Below are 17,324 nucleotides of genomic sequence, written 5' to 3'. Positions count from 1 at the left end.
AAACCATGAACAAATATTATTTTTTGGCCTTATTCTATCTGCTTTCTGTAGGTAATATATTGGCTCAGGAAAAACCAGATATCAGAATTAATACTTTCTTTCATGAGCTTCCACTCGATAAGGTCTTAACCTATTTTGAAGAACAGTCGGATTACACTTTTTCCTATAGCTCCAGCGCTATACCAATGGATGAAAAAGTAACACTCAAAGAGCAAAACATTTCGCTTTGGGCCGCGCTCGATGAGTCACTAAAGTACTTGCCTGTTACTTATGAAGTGGTTAACCAGAATATCGTTTTGAAGTACAATGAGCTGACGCAGACGATTAGAGGAACTATTCTCGATAAGGATACCAAGCAACCGATCTTTGGAGCTACTGTATTTGTGGTAGGTTCCGACCCTTTGATCGGCGCTACTACCGATATGAATGGTAGCTACCGTTTGGGCAATGTGCCGGTTGGCAGAATGACCCTGCACTATGCTTATTTGGGCTATGAGGAAGGAGCCATTCCTAATGTACTCTTAGGCTCAGGCAAAGAACTAATTCTAGATGTGGAACTTGTAGAATCTGTGATCAAAATGGAAGAGCTGGTAGTAAGCGCTACTGGCATTGGGTCACAACCGCTCAACGAAATGGGAATGATTAGTGGTCGATCATTCACAGTGGAAGAAACTAAAAGATATCCGATCAGTATTGGAGATCCGATGCGTCTGGCATCTTCTTTTGCCGGGGTTATGGGAACCGACGATGACTCTAACGAAATTGTGATTAGAGGGAATAGTCCGCGAGGTATTCTTTGGAAAATGGAAGGAGTAGAAATTCCTAACCCCAATCACTTTTCAAGTGAAGGTGCCTCTTCTGGTGGTATCAGCATGTTTAGCACGCAGGTGATCTCAAGGTCTGATTTTTACACAGGAGCATTTGCCCCTATCTATGGTAATGTACTTTCTGGTGTATTTGATATTAATTTGAGAAAGGGCAATAACGAGCAATATGAACATACGATTCAGGCTGGGTTGTTAGGGCTAGACCTTTCTTCGGAAGGTCCTATGAGCAAATCTTCTGGTAGTTCTTATCTCTTCAATTATCGATACTCTACGCTTTCAATTCTAAGCGATTTGGGAGTGATAGAGATTGACGAGAATGAAAAAAATACTTTTCAGGATTTAGCATTCAAGTTGAATTTTCCGACGGAAAAGTTTGGCACATTTTCCGTTTTTGGAATGGGAGGATTGAGCAAGTATGCACGGACAGGCGAGGGTTTTCGTGAGGATATTGAAAAGTATAACATGGGCGTCATCGGTGTTTCTAATGACCTGATTCTGAATAGTAGCACGTTCTTAAAAACCAACATTTCCGTATCAGGAACTGAAGTAGGAAATGATGAATTTGTTAAATATCAACAAGACACCATTAATGTAGATTTTAATAATCTTGAGTCTTTCAAAAAAAGCTATACGAGAGGATCCGTCATTTTGAATAAAAAGTTTAACTCAAGGAATATAGTTGAATTGGGAACTGTTATCAGCAGACTGGATTATGACTTTAGTGAAACAGAGCACAATATCAACAATGAAGACCCATTTGTCGACTTGATTCGATTTAATGACGAAGGAGCTTCTGGCACGCAGCAGGCTTTTGTATCCTGGAAATTTAGAATCTCTGAGCAACTTAGTTTGGTCAATGGTCTTCATTATTTCAGATTCAGTTTTACCGGAGAGGATTCTTGGGAACCACGTTCTAGTCTCAAATGGCAATTCAAAGAGAATCAATCGATCACGGCTGGATTTGGCATGCACAGCAGGCTGGAGTCTTTAGAATATTACCTAGGAAATCATATCAATAGTGATGGTACCACGGTGGATAATAATCCTAATTTGGGCATGTCCAAAGCCAATCATTTTGTGCTGGGATATGATCGTGTGTTGGGTTCGAGCTTGTATTTCAAGACAGAAATATACTATCAGTATCTCTACAATATTCCAATCTCCAATGATCCAACTTTTGGCTGGTATTCATCCATCAACTCTTCTGATGGTTACTCTACCATCCCGCTGGTCAATGACGGCACCGGTGAGAACTATGGTGTCGAGATGACATTAGATAAGCGTTTTTCTCGCAACTATTACTTTATGATCAATGGTTCCGTTTTCGAATCAAAATACGAAGGAGGCGATGGAATAGAAAGAGACTCTAGGTTCAATGGCAATTTCACCTATCATGGCTTAGGAGGAAAAGAATGGAAAGTAGGTAAAAATGGGAAAAATAATATCCTTGGTGTAAGCGCAAAAATTTCTTATGCTGGGAATAAGCGTCTGATTCCGATCAATCTCGAAGAATCTATCGATCAGGGACGTGAGGTATATGATTTTGATAGAGCTTTTCAAGAAAGAGCACCCGATTACTTTCGATTTGATTTGCAGGTCAGCTATAGAAGAAATAGAGCGAAGTCTACTTCAGAATGGCGGTTGGATTTGCAAAATGTAAGCGGTCGAATGAACTATGGTGAGCAATACTATGATGATGGTCTGAAGCAAGTTGTTCAGGAAGATCAAATCGGCTTAATTCCTGTACTCAGCTACCGAATAGAATTTTAGACAATTTGATTCCCTTTTTGATAATCACTTCAAAATTTATTTAAATTTGCCACCCCAAATAAAACGGGATGTGGCGAACGTCGCCCGGCACAGTCCGGTAACGCACCATTTCGATACCCTGTTTTATCGTTAGTTCGGGATGTGGCGCAGTCCGGTAGCGCACCACGTTAGGGACGTGGGGGTCGCAGGTTCAAATCCTGTCATTCCGACCAAGAGATGAAGGCAGTCAGTAATGGCTGCCTTTTTGGTTTTGCTGCTCTTTGGGTCATTAATACTTATTGAGTTATTTTAGATGTAAAATTTAATCTGACTTACATGATCATGGGAAAAATATTGCTAACGTTTTTTGTTGCTGGCTTGATAAGTGCTACAGGATTTGCTCAAACAGATAATGCTATTGAAAAAACAAAAACGGGCTTATTTAAAAACAAGACGGCCTATAAAAAATGTGGAATAACAATGACCAATGCTCAGTTTTTCAAGCTTGTTGGAGATGATCCAAATATGAGTGAGTTTGTGAAGCCTTTGGCCATTAATTATTTGGGAGATGCGTTGCTGACCGCTGCTACTAGTGTGTTAATTTTTTGGCCAATAGGTGAGCAAATAGCAGGGAACGATGATCCCAATTGGACACTTGCTTATATTGGCGCAGGTTGTGCTCTGTTGTCTATACCATTCAAAAAAGGATTTGAAAAAAATGCGGATAAAGCCATGAAGTTTTATAACAACGGCTACAAAAAAGTGGCGGTAGATTTTAGATTGAATTTTAATTCTAATGGTTTAGGATTAGCCATGAAATTTTAACCAAAAGATACAAAATCCAAAGGCAGCTTCGGGTCTGTTTTTTTGTTTGGGGCCATTCATGTAAATACAAGAACATTAAAAGGGTTCATTCGTTTGACAGGTTTTCACCAATTATCAATGCTATGAAATTTTTACTTTTCTTTTTCAGCCTGATTAGTTTTTCGGCAATTGCCCAAGATTCAACGGACTATTACTATAAAATACCTGAGTACCCGGATAATTATAATGCCGGAACCGTGGCGGCACGAGTAGTCGATGGGTTAGGATTTAGATATTATTGGGGCACTGTGGGTTTGAGGTCTGAAGACTTGGATTATAAACCTTCGCCAGAGGCTAGAACTGCTGCTGAGACTATCGACCATATTTATGGCCTGACCAATATTTTGGTAAACTCAACCAGGAAAATTCCCACAGACTTCACTAAAGTGGAAGAGAAGGAAATGACTTTCGAAGAAAAAAGAGCGAAGACATTGCAAAATGTCAAAGAAGCTAGTGAAATATTGAAACAGAGTACTGCCGAAGATCTGGAGAGTTATAAGATTATTTTTATCAGTTCGAGAGGGCAGTCAGAGTATCCATTTTGGAATCAACTCAATGGGCCTTTAGCGGATGCCATTTGGCATGTGGGGCAAGTAGTATCTATGCGAAGATCATCTGGTAATCCGTTCAACTCAAATGTGAGCGTGCTTAGAGGTAGATTGAAAGATTAGTCTTGACTCAGTAAAAATACGGATTTTGCCTGGATACATGGTTAGGTGGATGGTAGTTAACCATTTTTTCATAGTTTTGGTCTATGGTAGAATATAACCCCAAGAGTTGGCTAAACTTACTTTTTCATAGCTATAGCCGATATGTCTTCAGACGTTTGTTGCCTGCATTGATGTACGTGACTGTCTATACGTCTTTTATCACCTATGTTTTTTATGAGTTAAAAATTGACTTTGTCAGCACTACCTCGGTCCACAGTATCTTAGGTATTGTGCTGGGTTTCTTTTTGGTTTTTAGAACCAATGGTGCCTACGATCGATGGTGGGAAGGACGCAAAGTATGGGGTGAATTGGTAAACAACACACGAAATTTGGCCATCAAATTTTCGGTGATGGTGCCAACCAGTCATGCCGAGAGACAGTATATAACCGAATGTATTGCGGCCTATCCAAAGGCGCTAAAGGAACACCTGAGAGAGGGCGTGCCAGTTGAAATGGGGAAAGAAATGGTGGAAAAGTTGAAGATGGAGAATCTTGACCATATACCAAATGCCATTGCCAAGAGATTGATTGGGATTACCAACCTACTAAAGAAAGACAAGACCATAGACGAAGAACAATACAGAGTGCTTGATGGACAATTGGTAGCACTGACAGATATTATGGGTAAGTGTGAGCGTATCAGAAATACACCAATTCCTTACTCATACAGCATGTTTATGAAGAAGTTTATCTTCACTTTTATAGCCACGCTACCGTTCGCTTTTGTTACCGTTTATCATTATTGGACGATTCTCATCGTGGTGTTGATTCTATATATTTTGATGAGTATTGAATTGTTGGCGGAGGAGATAGAGGATCCGTTTGGCTCGGACATCAATGATTTGCCTACAGATATCTTGGCAGGTAAAATTGAGAAAAACGTAAAAGAAATTATGGACTAAGGTTCATTAGGCAAAAAACCAGAAGTCTGAAACTGGTTTTTTGCCCCATTTTTTTAGTTGTTGCCTAATTTCTACTTGCCCATCTGGGGAGGCAACTACAATCATTACCTGGGGTTGGTTTAAGTTTTGAATTTCTTCGTAGTGTGCCAGCTTAATCCCATAGACGTTTTTGCCTATTTTGTTTGTATTGTCACAGACCCAGTGAAATTCTTTTTCATGCTGAAGGATTAATTTGGCCATATCCTTGCCATTTCTACCTGCTCCCCAGAGAACCAATGGTCTGGATACATCTCGATCTAGTTCATAGAAATTTTTGATCTTCAGGTCGAAGTACCTGTTATCCTTGTATTCTTCCCAAGTCCGTGAGATTCGATTGGATCGATCTCTCCAGTGATGGAGCACTTTGTCTATTCCGGCAATCTTCAGACCGTGCTTATAGAACCTGAAAGTCAGATCGTAATCCTCGGGGTATATTTCTGAGTCAAAAGCGCCAACGGAATCAAAATCATCTTTATGCGCTAACCAGCTATGTGATGGGATAACACATTCTTTATAAATCTCTTCGTAGTGTGCACTTTTTTTGGCCACATCGTTGAGCCATCTTTCATACCGAAGGAATCCATCTCCTACTTCACCTTCATCTACAAAGTGTTCAGTGCCTCCCGCAATAACCGTCCCTTGGCCATGTTTTTGCCATTCTTCAACTAGGACTTCCAGCTTGTCAGCAGGCATTTTGTCGTCTGAGTCCATGCGGTTGATTAGAGTTCCTTTCACGTGTCTGTAGCCCTCTTGCAGTGCTGGAATGAGTTTGGGTCTTGTGCTATGAAATACCCGGACACGAGAGTCTTTTTGAGCGTAACTCTCTAATATTTCTGGAGTCCTATCTGTTGAATGGTCATTCACTGCTATCAGCTCCCAATTTGCGTAAGTTTGAGCCAGAATGGAATCCAAACAAGCAGGCAGATAAGGCTCGGTGTCCTTTGTGGCCATAATGATAGATACCTGTGGTTGAGACTCTTTATTCATAGGGCAAACCTCATAAATCTTGGGTTGATTTCTTATTCAAAAAAAGAAATAATAGTAGGATAAGGCCAATACTATCTTTTGATGTGGGCTTTGAGGATTACAAATTGATCGCCGTCCACTGGTTTGATATTGAACTTGGCAACTCCACTTGAGATGACAAACGCCTCTCCGTAATGAACTGTAAAAGGGTCAAAAGAGCTTTCGGTAGATTCGATAATTACTTCTTTTCCTTCAGTCAAACAAAAAACATTAATAACATCATTGGTTTGTATAGGTGTAATATCATCAAAGCCAATGCGCTGTAGTTCTATCATTTGATTGTCTTCTGAAGCAAGCAAATCGAATCCATTTTTCTTAGTGATTTGATTGATGTCTTCTTGTCCAATTTTTTCTGCACAAAGTGGCAGTTGATCAAATAGCTGACTTGAATGGGCCGAATCCAAAAGGTTCAACTCAAAGATATCCGGAGCAACATGAATATGTAAAATAATTGCATCTTGTCCCTGACTGTGAATGGTGTTAGGAGGTATGAAAAGGTGGTCGTGCTTTTTTACTTTTATCTTGTTGAGTTTGTTAGCAATACCTTTTGTGTTTTTTGATAACTCGACCCGAAAGTCAGCCTCATTGACTTCATCTTTTAAGCCCAACATGACGCTCGACTTGTCACCACTCTGCATGATATAATAATTGTCATTTTGATAGAGGTGGAATCCGAAATAGTCCCTTAAAAAATCCGTTCCTGGATAAATAGAGAACTTTGGGCTGGTGTCCTCCATGCTATCCAAGAAATTGAAACGGATGGGCATTTCAGTGCCAAAACTTCTGTACACCTGCTCACCTAAAAGTTCACTAGGCTGATAGTATAGGATGTTGATGGCTGGTGTTTCGAATAGATACTCATCAAGTTTTAGAAGAATATTACTCTGTTCAAAGTCACAATCAAATCCCCACAGAAAATCTTCTTCATTGCTGTGATTAGTGGGGAGATCCCATAGTTCGGGATCAAAAAATTTAGCCATAAAAAAGGGCTGCTTGGTCGCTTGTTTTAGGCCATTCCGAACGACGTTGCCATCAGCGAGTTTCGGTTTATGCCAGTTATTGGTTTCCAGAAAATAGTGGCAGGCCGGAAGCAACTGTTTCTTGAGCTTGTCACAAACACGCCAATCGACGAAATAGCTTTGCTGATGCTGAATATGGAAATCATCATTTTCATTTGAAAGTCCCAGATTAGAGACGTCGTTTCGTCTGAATCTTTGTAGAATTTCGTATCGCGACATATCAGAATAAATAATGATATCCGCAGGCCAGATCAAATGAGAACCGATGCCATGTATAAGTATTACGCCCTCTTCGATAAAGTCAATGTTGTTTTTGAGTGCTTCTAATTTGCCTTCATCAAAATAGTCCGTGATAGAGTGGTTAGACAACTTTCTTGGTGCATTGGAGTGCATCTCAGTGGCAGCCATTGCTTTAATATCAACTTCATCCTTGTAGATGTCTTTGGCTCTACAAGTAACATTAGGGGACAAGCCATTTTTCAATTTTTTAAGATTAAAATCGGCATAAGTTCCCTGATAGCAGTCTACACTGATCACGACTTTCTTTTGGTCTAAGGAAGCTATCTTTCGGTTGAGCTCAGGTATGATCGTATCCCATCCTTCCCAGCAACTGTTGGCAGCATCATTTACTTCTATATAGGGTTTTTTGTTGATCATCTTTTTTTAAATCTTGTGCTGTTTAATCTTTTTCAGGGCAGCCATATACTCATCTGTCAGTCCATTAAAAGCAAATGTGGACATTCCCTGTGCCCCACCGGCTATGGCCATGTTATTGGCTTCTACGAGCTGATCTGGTGTGAGTGAAGGGAGATATACCCCAGAATATATGGGCTTTTTCACCTTCATACGGCTAATCGCTGCTTCGGTATGCTCTTTTATAAAATCTAGCCCACGATTATAAAAATTATGATAAAGCATAGGGAGAAAGGCATCTAAATCCCAAGTGTGCCATTCTTGCCTTACACTTTCCCAGTTTGGAAAAACAGCGGCCGTAATCATTTTATCAAATTTTTTAGCTTCAGGAGCGAGCTTGCCATTGACCAGGTTTGTTATGCCGTCGTATCTGAATTGCCTCCATTCCTCATTGGCTGAGGGGTCTTCTAGGTCTGTCAACGGGTCTATTCCGGTTTTTTCTTTGAACAGCTTGCGGCAAATTTCTGAATAGCTATAATCATATTCAGGATACTCTCGATCCTGCACTATGTTGTATTTAGGCTGTAGTGCTTCAGCGATAATTACATCGGGCAATCTCACGTAGTCCAAATGCACTCCATCGATCTCACTGATTTGCGCAAGTGAATTGACATTTTGTCGAACATATTCCTGCACTTCAGGGTGGTAGGCATCCAAAAATTTATAGTATTCTACGTAGGCTGGATGAGTGGTAGCTGGCTGGCCGAGTCCGTTTACTGCGTACCAGTCAGGGTGCTGTTTTACTATTTTGGGATTGGGGCATAGCATGGTCCACATCCAGGCGTGAAACTCCAGTCCTAACTCTTTGCAAATTGGCACGATTTGTCCCAAAAGATCTTCTTTTACATCCAACCTGTCGGTGTCGAAGAAGGCATTCTTACCATTGTATACCTCCAATAAGATAGCATCTATGCCCGACTCTTTGGCTTGAGCCAATTTCCTTTTCCAGTCATCGAGTGTCCAGTTTTTGTTGGGTCTAGCCCATGACCAAAGTTTTTGATCCATGCCTGATGAAGACGATGATTGGTCGCTTTGAGAACTTGAAGAACAAGCTTCTAAAAGCCATGAAGAACTGGCTAGAGCTAATGAGCCTTTTGTCAGTTGTTTGATAAATTTTCTTTTGTCCATAGTCATTTGATTTGCACTGGTGCTATTTAAGTTTTGCCTTTAATAAAACAGGGAGGTGGTCAGAAATGAAACCTCTGTCTTTTCTTCTATCATCTATATGACGATAGCTAAGTACGCGAAGGTTTTGGGTGAATATGTAATCGATCCTCTCTGTCAATTCGTGATTCGGGTCAAAGGCGTTGAAAGTTCCTTCGGGACCATAGAAAGAAGATTTAGAAATTCTCATCCCGTCCGAAAGTGTGGAGCGAAAGTGTACTATTGGCTCGCTGTCTGGATGGCAATTGAGATCACCCATTAAAATTACGGTCGAATTTTCGTCGGTGAGCTGATCAATTTTTTCCAGGATCAGCTTGGCTGACATCTTTCTTGCTACCTCTCCAACATGATCAAAGTGGGCATTGAAAACATAAATAAGGCTCTCAGATAATTTTTCTTTGAAAAGGCCATAGGTGCATATTCTTTCGAGAGCAGCATCCCACCCTATCGAAACTTGATCTGGTTTTTCTGATAGCCAAAAAGTGTTTTGACGCATCAATTGAAATTTGGTAGAATCATAAAAAATGGAGGTGTATTCTCCTTGCGTATTGCCATCTTCTCGCCCTACTCCTATTGAGGTATAATCCTTCAAATGAACATTTATGTATTTGATTTGGTGATTCAGTCCCTCTTGTGTTCCTACAAAATCAGGATGATAATAGTCGATTAACCCAACTAATTCACTCTTTCTATTTTGCCATGTGTTTTCCCCATCATTAGGATTGTCATACCTAACATTAAGCGACATAATGTTGAGCGTCTGGCCAAAAGAGGAAAAGGCCAATAAGCAAAATGCGAATACAGTAAATGGTAGGACTCTCTTCATTAAAGTTGATTATTGGAATTGGACACAGTTTTCCAGACTCTTCCTTCGTGATTTATGTGCCAAGTTGTGAAGCCGTTAGCAATAGTGGCCTCAAACATGGAGGGAGTACAATAGATTTTAATATCTCCTTTCCAATCCTTTTTGATTTCTGAAAGGTCGACTTGGCTCGTATACGCTTGATTGTTTTTAAAGTAAGCCTGCTGCAAATGATATACTTCGCGAAGTACATATTGTTCTTTTATTCCTAATGGTTCGGTTGCCTCTTTCGTGGAGTTGTTTGCAAACGTGACATATCCCCAGGTTTCGGGCTGGTGCATAGCAATGACTCCCTGAGGAGACCACACCCAATTGAATTCTGGATAGGACTGATTTGTCGCTGGATTAATTTTCTTTTGGTATCCATTATCAGTTCCTTCAGTTTGCCAGTTGACTCTTGAGAAGTTTACACGCCAGGTGTCTCCCGCTTCAGGTTTTTTGCCATTTGGAGCCGCCTCATTCAGAATGTTCCACGGCATGGCCAGCTCTACGGTCCAGCCCTTGTCACGATCGCTTGGATTATTCAGCGTGCCATTAAGCTTAATACCTTTTTTCAATCCTGTAATATCCCAAGCATCTATGGCTGGTGCGCCATCTCTATAAGGTTTAATGAGTAGCAAATCCCACACCGTGCCAAGAGCATTTATCTCAAGCTCGTAATATTGATGCGTATCCCCGTCTGGGTCAATAAAAACCTCAAAATCATTTTCATGGTAAATGATAGCATCTCTTTGGTCATAGGTAGCCCAAAGGTGTGGCTCTTCAATTTCAGCGGCAACATAAAAATACTTATCGTCCCAAAGCATTTTAGCTCGGGTACGATAAGTTGGTTTTGGTTTTTTGTTCCCTTCTATGTCTACAAAATCACTGGTCCATTCCGCATCACCCCATTCTTCCTCTGCCAAGATACCATCTATCTTTATCTCACTTTTAGAAGTCAAACAAACGTATTGCTCAGGTGTTGGTATTTGTGATTTGACGCCAAAAGGTATCATGATGCCAAGGAGTAATGTCTTATAAAAAGAAGAAAGCTTTGTCATATTTTTTATCAATAGTTATTTGAATTTGATATTGAGCGTGGCTCCATTGGTTAGGGTTTTATGATCTATGAAGTAGTTTGAATATTCTTTTTTATTTACATTAATTGATTTGATGTAACTGATTTTTGAGTTCTTTCTTCCAGATGTTTTGATTCGCAGTTGTTCACCAGCATAGTATTTAGGGTTTAACTTAATAGTCACCTCATCAAACATTGGACTCGTAATCGCATACGTCATATCTCCTGGACAGTGAGGGTAAATGCCCATCATACTGAATAAAAGCCAGGTGGACAAAGTACCTGTGTCATCATTGCCTGGGATACCAGCAGGCTTGTTGAAGTAATGCTTAGAAACAAGTTCTTGTACGGTTTTTTGAGCTCGCCATTCTTGTCCTTTCACAAAATTGAATAAGAACGGATAGGTGATGTCGGGTTCATTGGCCATATCAAAGTTTTTGTCATCGAAGCATAGTTGTAATTGATTGATGAAGTTTTCCTCTCCGCCAACTAATTTGATCATGCCAGGAATGTTGTGGGGAACGTAAAATCTATATTGCCAGGCATTCCCTTCCACATAGCCGATGACAGGTTCGAAATTGGCTCCAGCCTTTGGGTCAAAGGGACTCCACCAAGACCCATCCATCATTCTTGGGCGCAGCATGCCAGTAGATTCGTCAAAATAGTTGTGATAGCCTTGGGCTCGTGTCGAAAAGAACGCCGCATCTTCATCATGACCGAGTGCCGTCGCCAATTGCGCAATATTCCAATCCGAGATGTAATACTCAAGACTTGTAGATACGGTGCCTCCCCAAATGCTGTTGGACGGGTCCTCGGGTATGTATCCTAGCGAATCATAATATTTTAGTTCGGGTCTGATGGGGTTGTTGTTTAGTGTTGTAGCAGATTTGTTAATGGCTTCGTACGCAGACTCAACGTCGAAGTTTCTAATGCCTCTGAGGTAGGTGTCGGCTATGACAGGCGTGGCGGGGTCTCCCACCATCACCTGAGTTTCCATACCCAACAATTCCCACTTGGGCAGCCAACTACTTTCTTTGTACATGTCGAGCATGGACCTCACCATTTCTTCTTGTATTTCTGGATATACCAGTGATAAGAATGGATGGACGTTGCGATAAGTGTCCCACAATGAAAACACGGTGTATCTGTTTTCTGTAGTGTGACCTATGCCTGCTTTACCCATTAGAGGATATTGGCCATTGACATCTTGGAGTATATTAGGGTGTAAAAGCAGGTGATAAAGAGCAGAATAGAATATGATTTTGTGTTCTTGATTATCACTTTTTACTTCTATTCTATTAAGCATCTTGTTCCAAGCTGATTTTGATTCTGATACTACTTGATCAAAATTGAAATCCGGGAGTTCTGCGTTGAGGTTTTCTCTGGCGTTAGCTATACTAACATAGGATACTCCAACCTGTACCTCTATGATTTCACCTTCCTCGGTTTCGAATTGCATATAGGCACCAATATTGTCTCCTGCCATTTCTTGTTGGTAGCCCGGGTAGGGCTTGTAGGTGTCATCGTATTTGGCCCAAGCTGCTTCGGCTTCTCCCATCTTTGGCATTTTTTTGAAGGTACCAAAGTTGCTAGCTGGCTTGCTGAACCGTGCCACAAAGTATACTGGTCTTACATCCTCAGGGTTGTAGCAAAATGTGCCAATCAATTTATAACCTTCTATTTCTGTGTTTGAAACAATTTTTAACGCTGCACCCGTTTCGTTGGTCAAGCCTAGTCCAAGGTTGAGCAAAATGTTGCTTTTGCCTTTGGGAAAGGTATATCGGCTAAAACCCGCACGAAGTGTCGAGGTCATTTCGGCTTTGATCCCATATTTACTGAGGTGGGTTTGATAATATCCTGGTGAGGCAGTCTCGTTTGTGTAGGTGGTGCCGTAGTTTTCTGCATCAAACTCTAAATCTCCTGTGGTAGGCATTAGTAGTAAACTGCCTAGATCTGGACAACCTACACCACTGAGGTTGACGTGAGAAAACCCAGTGAGATAATTGTTCTCAAAAACATAAGGCCTTGAATGCCACTCACTGTCTTTTTCAAATTTATTACCCTCTCCTTTTTTAAAGGCAACATTGAACGGGCTGACCGAAGCCATGCCCATGGGGCGGACAGCGCCAGGATGAGTGGCTCCAAAGTTCGATGTACCAATAAATGGATTCACGAACTGAGTATAATCTTGCCCTTGAACCTGAAACGATCCAAATGCTGTAAATAGAAGTAAAAAAAGAATGGATACTGTTTTAGTCATTATACAATTTTAATTCCCTTGTTAACGAATGTGCCCAACTGAGCATCCTCTTCATCGAGTTCGGTAATGAGTGTTGTTATTCTTTCTAGTCCATCAACCTTAAAGGGCTTTATGCTACCTACGCGCCTCGAAAGACACATGGTAATTACATCGGATGAGTGGCTGATGATTTTCTTTTTGATTTGAGCTCTTTCTCTATCTCCATCTGTCATACCTATGTCATGATGTAAGCTGGATGCCTCAAGCAGGCAGATATCGGCATGAATGTCGGCAAGAGCATCCATAACCTCCAGGCCTGATGTCACTGGAGACCGGCGTGAAATCTTCCCGCCAAGCATAAAAGTTTCGATATTTGGATATTCAAATAAGCGAGTGGCCACCTTTAGGGAGTTGGTAAATATAGTAGCACTAAAATCTGGAGGTAAAATACCGGCTAATATCAAATTGCTTTCATCTCCTTCCATTACAATAACCTTATGATTTTCAAGGATAGAGCAAGCTTTCTGAGCGATAATCAGATGTTCTCCTTGATCGGATATTTTCTGGCTTGCAATGGCCTCAGGGACGGTTGGGTTGGCCATAGCTCCACCATGAACCTTCTTGATATGTCCGATTTCAGACAACTCCTTTAGGTCTCTTCTTATCGTGTCCTCAGAGACATTTAGCTTCTTGCTAAGTGTGTTGGAGTGAACCTTATTGTTGTTAGCAATTTCCTCCAGAATGATATTTTGACGTTCTTCTTTTAACATTTTGTTTGGTCAGTCTTGTGAGATCAATATCAAATATATCAGTTATGCCTTTTTTGCTGCCACTTTCTACTGCTAATTTCTCTATTCATGCAAATTATCGCATTTTTTATTTGATAACTCGCTTTAAACTCCACTTAAGTGTAAAAACCCGCATAAAATCTTCAAGCTCTTCTCATTATTTGCCAAATATACGCAATATCATGCAAAAATACATGCAATAAGTTGCAGGTTATTGAATGATTGTGTTTGTTTGTGCGTAATTCTATTGAATGGTATAAGATGTTTAACTAAAAATTAATTATGAAAAAATTATTACTTACAGGCTTATTATCCTGCGCGGTGGTATTCCTTTCAGTGGCACAGGTACAAGTGTCAGGCAGGATATCTGATGCAGATGATGGAGCGCCTCTGCCGGGGGCCAGTATCCTGGAGAAGGGCACTACGAATGGCGTAGTGACAGATATTGAAGGTAATTATAAAATTACTGTTGCAGATGACGCTACTCTAGTTATCAGCTTTATTGGTTATTCTGCAGTTGAGACTCCGATTGGAGGCCGATCTATTGTTGATGTAGCCATGCAATCAGACGCTACCCAGCTAGGAGAGGTAGTGGTGACGGCTTTTGGAGTAGAAAGAGAAAAGAAGGCACTTGGATATGCTCAGACGCAGGTCGATGGGAGTCAGGTGTCAACGGTTAAATCTACTAATGTGGTTAACTCACTGGCTGGTAAAGTAGCTGGTTTGGTAGTTTCACCGAATAGTTTTGGACCAGGTAGTAGTACCAGAGTGATCTTAAGAGGGAACAATTCATTGACAGGCCAAAATCAACCCTTGTATGTGGTAGATGGTATTCCAATGGATAATGCAGGGTACGGTAACTCGAACCCGTCAACGGGCGATCCAGATACTGGTGAGTTTTCTAGAACAGATTACGGTAATGGACCAGGTGATATTAATCCTGACGATGTCGAATCCATATCTGTGCTGAAAGGACCTAACGCTGCGGCATTGTACGGTTCACGAGCAGCAAACGGAGTAATTTTGATTACTACAAAAAAAGGGACAGATCGAAAGGGCATTGGAGTAAGCTATAGTAATAGTACTATGTTTGACAATCCACTGCTTTTGCCAGAGTTCCAAAATGAGTACGGCCAAGGCTCTAATGGAAATGTGGAACTTACAACTGGAAATTCCTGGGGGGCAAGGTTAGATGGAAGCACTCAGCCATACTTCACGGGTAATCGACCATATAATGCAGAGCCAGATAACGTTAAAGACTTCTTTGAAACTGGAACAACATTCATTAATACATTGTCTTTGGAAGGTGGAAACGAAAAGTCCAATCTAAGATTTTCATATACAAATCTGGACGCCAATGCTATGCTTCCAAATTCTGGCGTCAGAAAAAATAGCTTCAGCTTACGTGGTTTTACCAACATGACTGAAAAACTTTCTTTTGACAGTAAAGTTTCATATGTGGTAACTGAAGGTAAGAACCGCCCCACACTGGGTACAGAAGGGGTTTTGGCCAATCTTTATACTATGCCTCGAAATATTACACTTGCTGATTTGGAGGACTATCAAAATGATGATTTGACTGCACGTTCTTATAGAGAGGGAGCAGGTAACCCATATTGGGTAGTCAATCATGATAGAAAAGAAGACCAGAGAACAAGATTGCTCGGTTTTTTTAAGGCCAATTATAAGTTCAATGATAACCTTTCAGCTTTTGCTAGAATAGGTGGTGACTTTACTACTTTCAAGCTAGAGGACGTTAATCAATATGGTCATTGGTTTTACGGAGGAGGTCGTTTGACTTTCTCGGAAGAAAAATCTCAAGAGATCAACGCTGACTTCTTAGTTACTTATAATAAGAGGTTTGAAAACTTCGGTCTTACATTAAATGCTGGCGGAAACATGCGAAACCTGCAAAAGAGCCGCTGGTTGATTAGAGGAGATCAGTTTAAGGTTCCGACTTTTGCACAAGTATCTAGTTTAACGAACGTAACACCTATTTATGACCCAGTGCAAGAGAAGAGAGTAAATTCATTTTATGGCTCAGCTCAATTTTCCTATGCTGATATAGTTTTCTTGGATGTCACAGGAAGAAATGACTGGTCGTCTACATTGCCATCAGCTAACAGGTCTTATTTCTACCCTTCAGTAAGCTTATCATTTCTTGCTAATGAACTCATAGATCCGAATCAAAAATTTTTCAACATGTTGAAAGTTAGAGGTAGCTGGGCTCAAGTAGGTAATGACACTGATCCATATCAACTAGCAAACACCTTTGAAGTTGAAGGAACATCTGATAGTTATAACGGATTAACTATTGCCAAAAGAGACCCAACTGAGTATGACGTGAATTTGGTTCCAGAAGAAATTTCTACCATCGAATTTGGTTTGGAATGGAAGATGTTTAATAATAGACTTTATGGAGATTTCACATACTACGATATCACTTCCAAAAATTTGATATGGAAAATTGATACTGATGGATTCATGGGTTTTACCAAGAAGAATATCAATGTAGGAGAGCTTAATAATAAAGGGATTGAATTATTGATAGGAGGTACCCCGGTCGCTACTTCAGACTTAACATGGGATGTATCTTTGAATTTCGCTCACAACGAGAACACCTTAGTTGAATTGATCGATGATGTCGACTACTATACATTTTCTACGACTAACGGAAACCGAGTGAGTGTTAGAGCACAAGTAGGAGGTGGCTTTGGAGATATCTATGGTACTTCGTATCTGAGAGATCCTGATGGCAATGTAGTAGTAAATGACGCTGGTGTCCCCATTGTAAGCTCAGATCAAACTGTATTAGGTAATTATCAGCCAGATTGGACTGGTGGGTTGAACAATTCATTGCAATACAAGGATTTTACGCTAAACTTCTTAATTGATGCCCGTATCGGAGGAGAAGTCTATTCAGGCACAGATGCCGATTTAGATGCTACCGGTGTTTCGACTAGAAGTTTAGACTACCGTGAAGATGGAATAGTACTTGACGCTGTAGAAAACATCGGAACAGATGAAAACCCTAATTATGTAGCGAATACACATTCTATGACAGGCCAGCAATACTTCAACAACCTGTCCGGAGAAGTTTCAAATTACATTTATGATCAAACGAACATTCGCCTTAGGGAGGCTTCTTTGGTATATAGACTGCCACAGTCGATTTTGTCCAAAACCCCTTTACGTTCGGCATCTATCGGACTGGTTGGTAGAAACTTGTTCTTCTTATACAAGAAGATGGACAATTTTGATCCTGAATCGAGCTACAGTACTACGTCATTTGCTCAGGGTGTAATGTTCTATAACATGCCTACAGCTCGCAGCATTGGATTCACAGTAAACATTGGGCTATAATTTTTGAATCTTAAAAGAGAAT

Annotated in this window: 12 protein-coding genes and 1 tRNA gene; 6 read left to right on the top strand and 7 right to left on the bottom strand. The window is 40.6% G+C overall.

Annotated features, from left to right (window positions below; all coding sequences use genetic code 11):
- The first annotated feature begins 5 nt into the window (after positions 1-5).
- The 5 genes from ACO6S2_RS00970 (at position 6) to ACO6S2_RS00950 (ending at position 5,052) form a co-directional block, all read left to right on the top strand.
- Positions 6-2,597: a TonB-dependent receptor gene (locus ACO6S2_RS00970; RefSeq protein WP_422360643.1), complete on the top strand. Its 2,592-nt coding sequence runs from the start codon at positions 6-8 to the stop codon at positions 2,595-2,597.
- A gap of 135 nt (positions 2,598-2,732) precedes the next feature.
- Positions 2,733-2,809: transfer RNA gene (locus ACO6S2_RS00965), tRNA-Pro, on the top strand.
- Positions 2,810-2,918: 109 nt separating this feature from the next.
- Complete coding sequence (locus ACO6S2_RS00960; protein ID WP_422360642.1) at positions 2,919-3,401, top strand: hypothetical protein; 483 nt, start codon at positions 2,919-2,921, stop codon at positions 3,399-3,401.
- Between the two features lie 122 nt (positions 3,402-3,523).
- Positions 3,524-4,111 (top strand): DinB family protein, encoded by a 588-nt coding sequence (locus ACO6S2_RS00955; protein WP_422360641.1) that lies wholly within the window; start codon positions 3,524-3,526, stop codon positions 4,109-4,111.
- Positions 4,112-4,194: 83 nt separating this feature from the next.
- Positions 4,195-5,052, top strand: coding sequence for a bestrophin family protein (locus ACO6S2_RS00950; protein WP_422360640.1), 858 nt, complete (start codon positions 4,195-4,197; stop codon positions 5,050-5,052).
- Positions 5,053-5,058: 6 nt separating this feature from the next.
- On the opposite strand, the gene ACO6S2_RS00945 is transcribed toward ACO6S2_RS00950, so the two are convergent.
- The 7 genes from ACO6S2_RS00945 to ACO6S2_RS00915 form a co-directional block, all read right to left on the bottom strand.
- Positions 5,059-6,078, bottom strand: coding sequence for a glycosyltransferase family 2 protein (locus ACO6S2_RS00945; protein WP_422360639.1), 1,020 nt, complete (start codon positions 6,076-6,078; stop codon positions 5,059-5,061).
- Between the two features lie 71 nt (positions 6,079-6,149).
- Positions 6,150-7,793 (bottom strand): hypothetical protein, encoded by a 1,644-nt coding sequence (locus tag ACO6S2_RS00940; protein ID WP_422360638.1) that lies wholly within the window; start codon positions 7,791-7,793, stop codon positions 6,150-6,152.
- A gap of 6 nt (positions 7,794-7,799) precedes the next feature.
- Positions 7,800-8,957, bottom strand: a complete 1,158-nt coding sequence (locus tag ACO6S2_RS00935) for a family 10 glycosylhydrolase (protein ID WP_422360637.1) — start codon at positions 8,955-8,957, stop codon at positions 7,800-7,802.
- A 22-nt stretch (positions 8,958-8,979) separates the two neighbouring features.
- The gene (locus ACO6S2_RS00930) at positions 8,980-9,819 is read right to left on the bottom strand and encodes an endonuclease/exonuclease/phosphatase family protein (protein ID WP_422360636.1); all 840 of its coding nucleotides are present in this window, start codon (positions 9,817-9,819) and stop codon (positions 8,980-8,982) included.
- Positions 9,819-10,895: a carbohydrate-binding family 9-like protein gene (locus ACO6S2_RS00925; protein ID WP_422360635.1), complete on the bottom strand. Its 1,077-nt coding sequence runs from the start codon at positions 10,893-10,895 to the stop codon at positions 9,819-9,821. Before ACO6S2_RS00925 ends, ACO6S2_RS00930 begins: the two co-directional genes overlap by 1 nt.
- Positions 10,896-10,910: 15 nt before the next feature.
- A complete protein-coding gene (locus ACO6S2_RS00920) occupies positions 10,911-13,172 on the bottom strand; it encodes a GH92 family glycosyl hydrolase (RefSeq protein ID WP_422360634.1) in 2,262 nt (753 codons plus the stop codon).
- On the bottom strand, positions 13,172-13,921 hold the full coding sequence (locus tag ACO6S2_RS00915; RefSeq protein WP_422360633.1) for a DeoR/GlpR family DNA-binding transcription regulator: 750 nt from the start codon (positions 13,919-13,921) through the stop codon (positions 13,172-13,174). The genes ACO6S2_RS00920 and ACO6S2_RS00915 overlap by 1 nt, the downstream gene beginning before the upstream one ends.
- A gap of 300 nt (positions 13,922-14,221) precedes the next feature.
- Between ACO6S2_RS00915 and ACO6S2_RS00910 the strand changes: the two genes are divergently transcribed.
- Positions 14,222-17,302, top strand: a complete 3,081-nt coding sequence (locus tag ACO6S2_RS00910) for a SusC/RagA family TonB-linked outer membrane protein (RefSeq protein WP_422360632.1) — start codon at positions 14,222-14,224, stop codon at positions 17,300-17,302.
- Positions 17,303-17,324 lie beyond the last annotated feature (22 nt).

Source organism: Reichenbachiella sp. (genome assembly GCF_965233835.1).
Taxonomy (GTDB): domain Bacteria; phylum Bacteroidota; class Bacteroidia; order Cytophagales; family Cyclobacteriaceae; genus Reichenbachiella.
This window is presented reverse-complemented; position numbering and strand designations above follow the sequence as displayed.

Bases quoted from the DNA above. Each gene is read 5' to 3' on its own strand.
- ACO6S2_RS00970 (WP_422360643.1), top strand. From the start codon at position 6: ATGAACAAATATTATTTTTTGGCCTTATTCTATCTGCTTTCTGTAGGT.
- ACO6S2_RS00960 (WP_422360642.1), top strand. From the start codon at position 2,919: ATGGGAAAAATATTGCTAACGTTTTTTGTTGCTGGCTTGATAAGTGCT.
- ACO6S2_RS00955 (WP_422360641.1), top strand. From the start codon at position 3,524: ATGAAATTTTTACTTTTCTTTTTCAGCCTGATTAGTTTTTCGGCAATT.
- ACO6S2_RS00950 (WP_422360640.1), top strand. From the start codon at position 4,195: ATGGTAGAATATAACCCCAAGAGTTGGCTAAACTTACTTTTTCATAGC.
- ACO6S2_RS00945 (WP_422360639.1), bottom strand. From the start codon at position 6,078: ATGAATAAAGAGTCTCAACCACAGGTATCTATCATTATGGCCACAAAG.
- ACO6S2_RS00940 (WP_422360638.1), bottom strand. From the start codon at position 7,793: ATGATCAACAAAAAACCCTATATAGAAGTAAATGATGCTGCCAACAGT.
- ACO6S2_RS00935 (WP_422360637.1), bottom strand. From the start codon at position 8,957: ATGGACAAAAGAAAATTTATCAAACAACTGACAAAAGGCTCATTAGCT.
- ACO6S2_RS00930 (WP_422360636.1), bottom strand. From the start codon at position 9,819: ATGAAGAGAGTCCTACCATTTACTGTATTCGCATTTTGCTTATTGGCC.
- ACO6S2_RS00925 (WP_422360635.1), bottom strand. From the start codon at position 10,895: ATGACAAAGCTTTCTTCTTTTTATAAGACATTACTCCTTGGCATCATG.
- ACO6S2_RS00920 (WP_422360634.1), bottom strand. From the start codon at position 13,172: ATGACTAAAACAGTATCCATTCTTTTTTTACTTCTATTTACAGCATTT.
- ACO6S2_RS00915 (WP_422360633.1), bottom strand. From the start codon at position 13,921: ATGTTAAAAGAAGAACGTCAAAATATCATTCTGGAGGAAATTGCTAAC.
- ACO6S2_RS00910 (WP_422360632.1), top strand. From the start codon at position 14,222: ATGAAAAAATTATTACTTACAGGCTTATTATCCTGCGCGGTGGTATTC.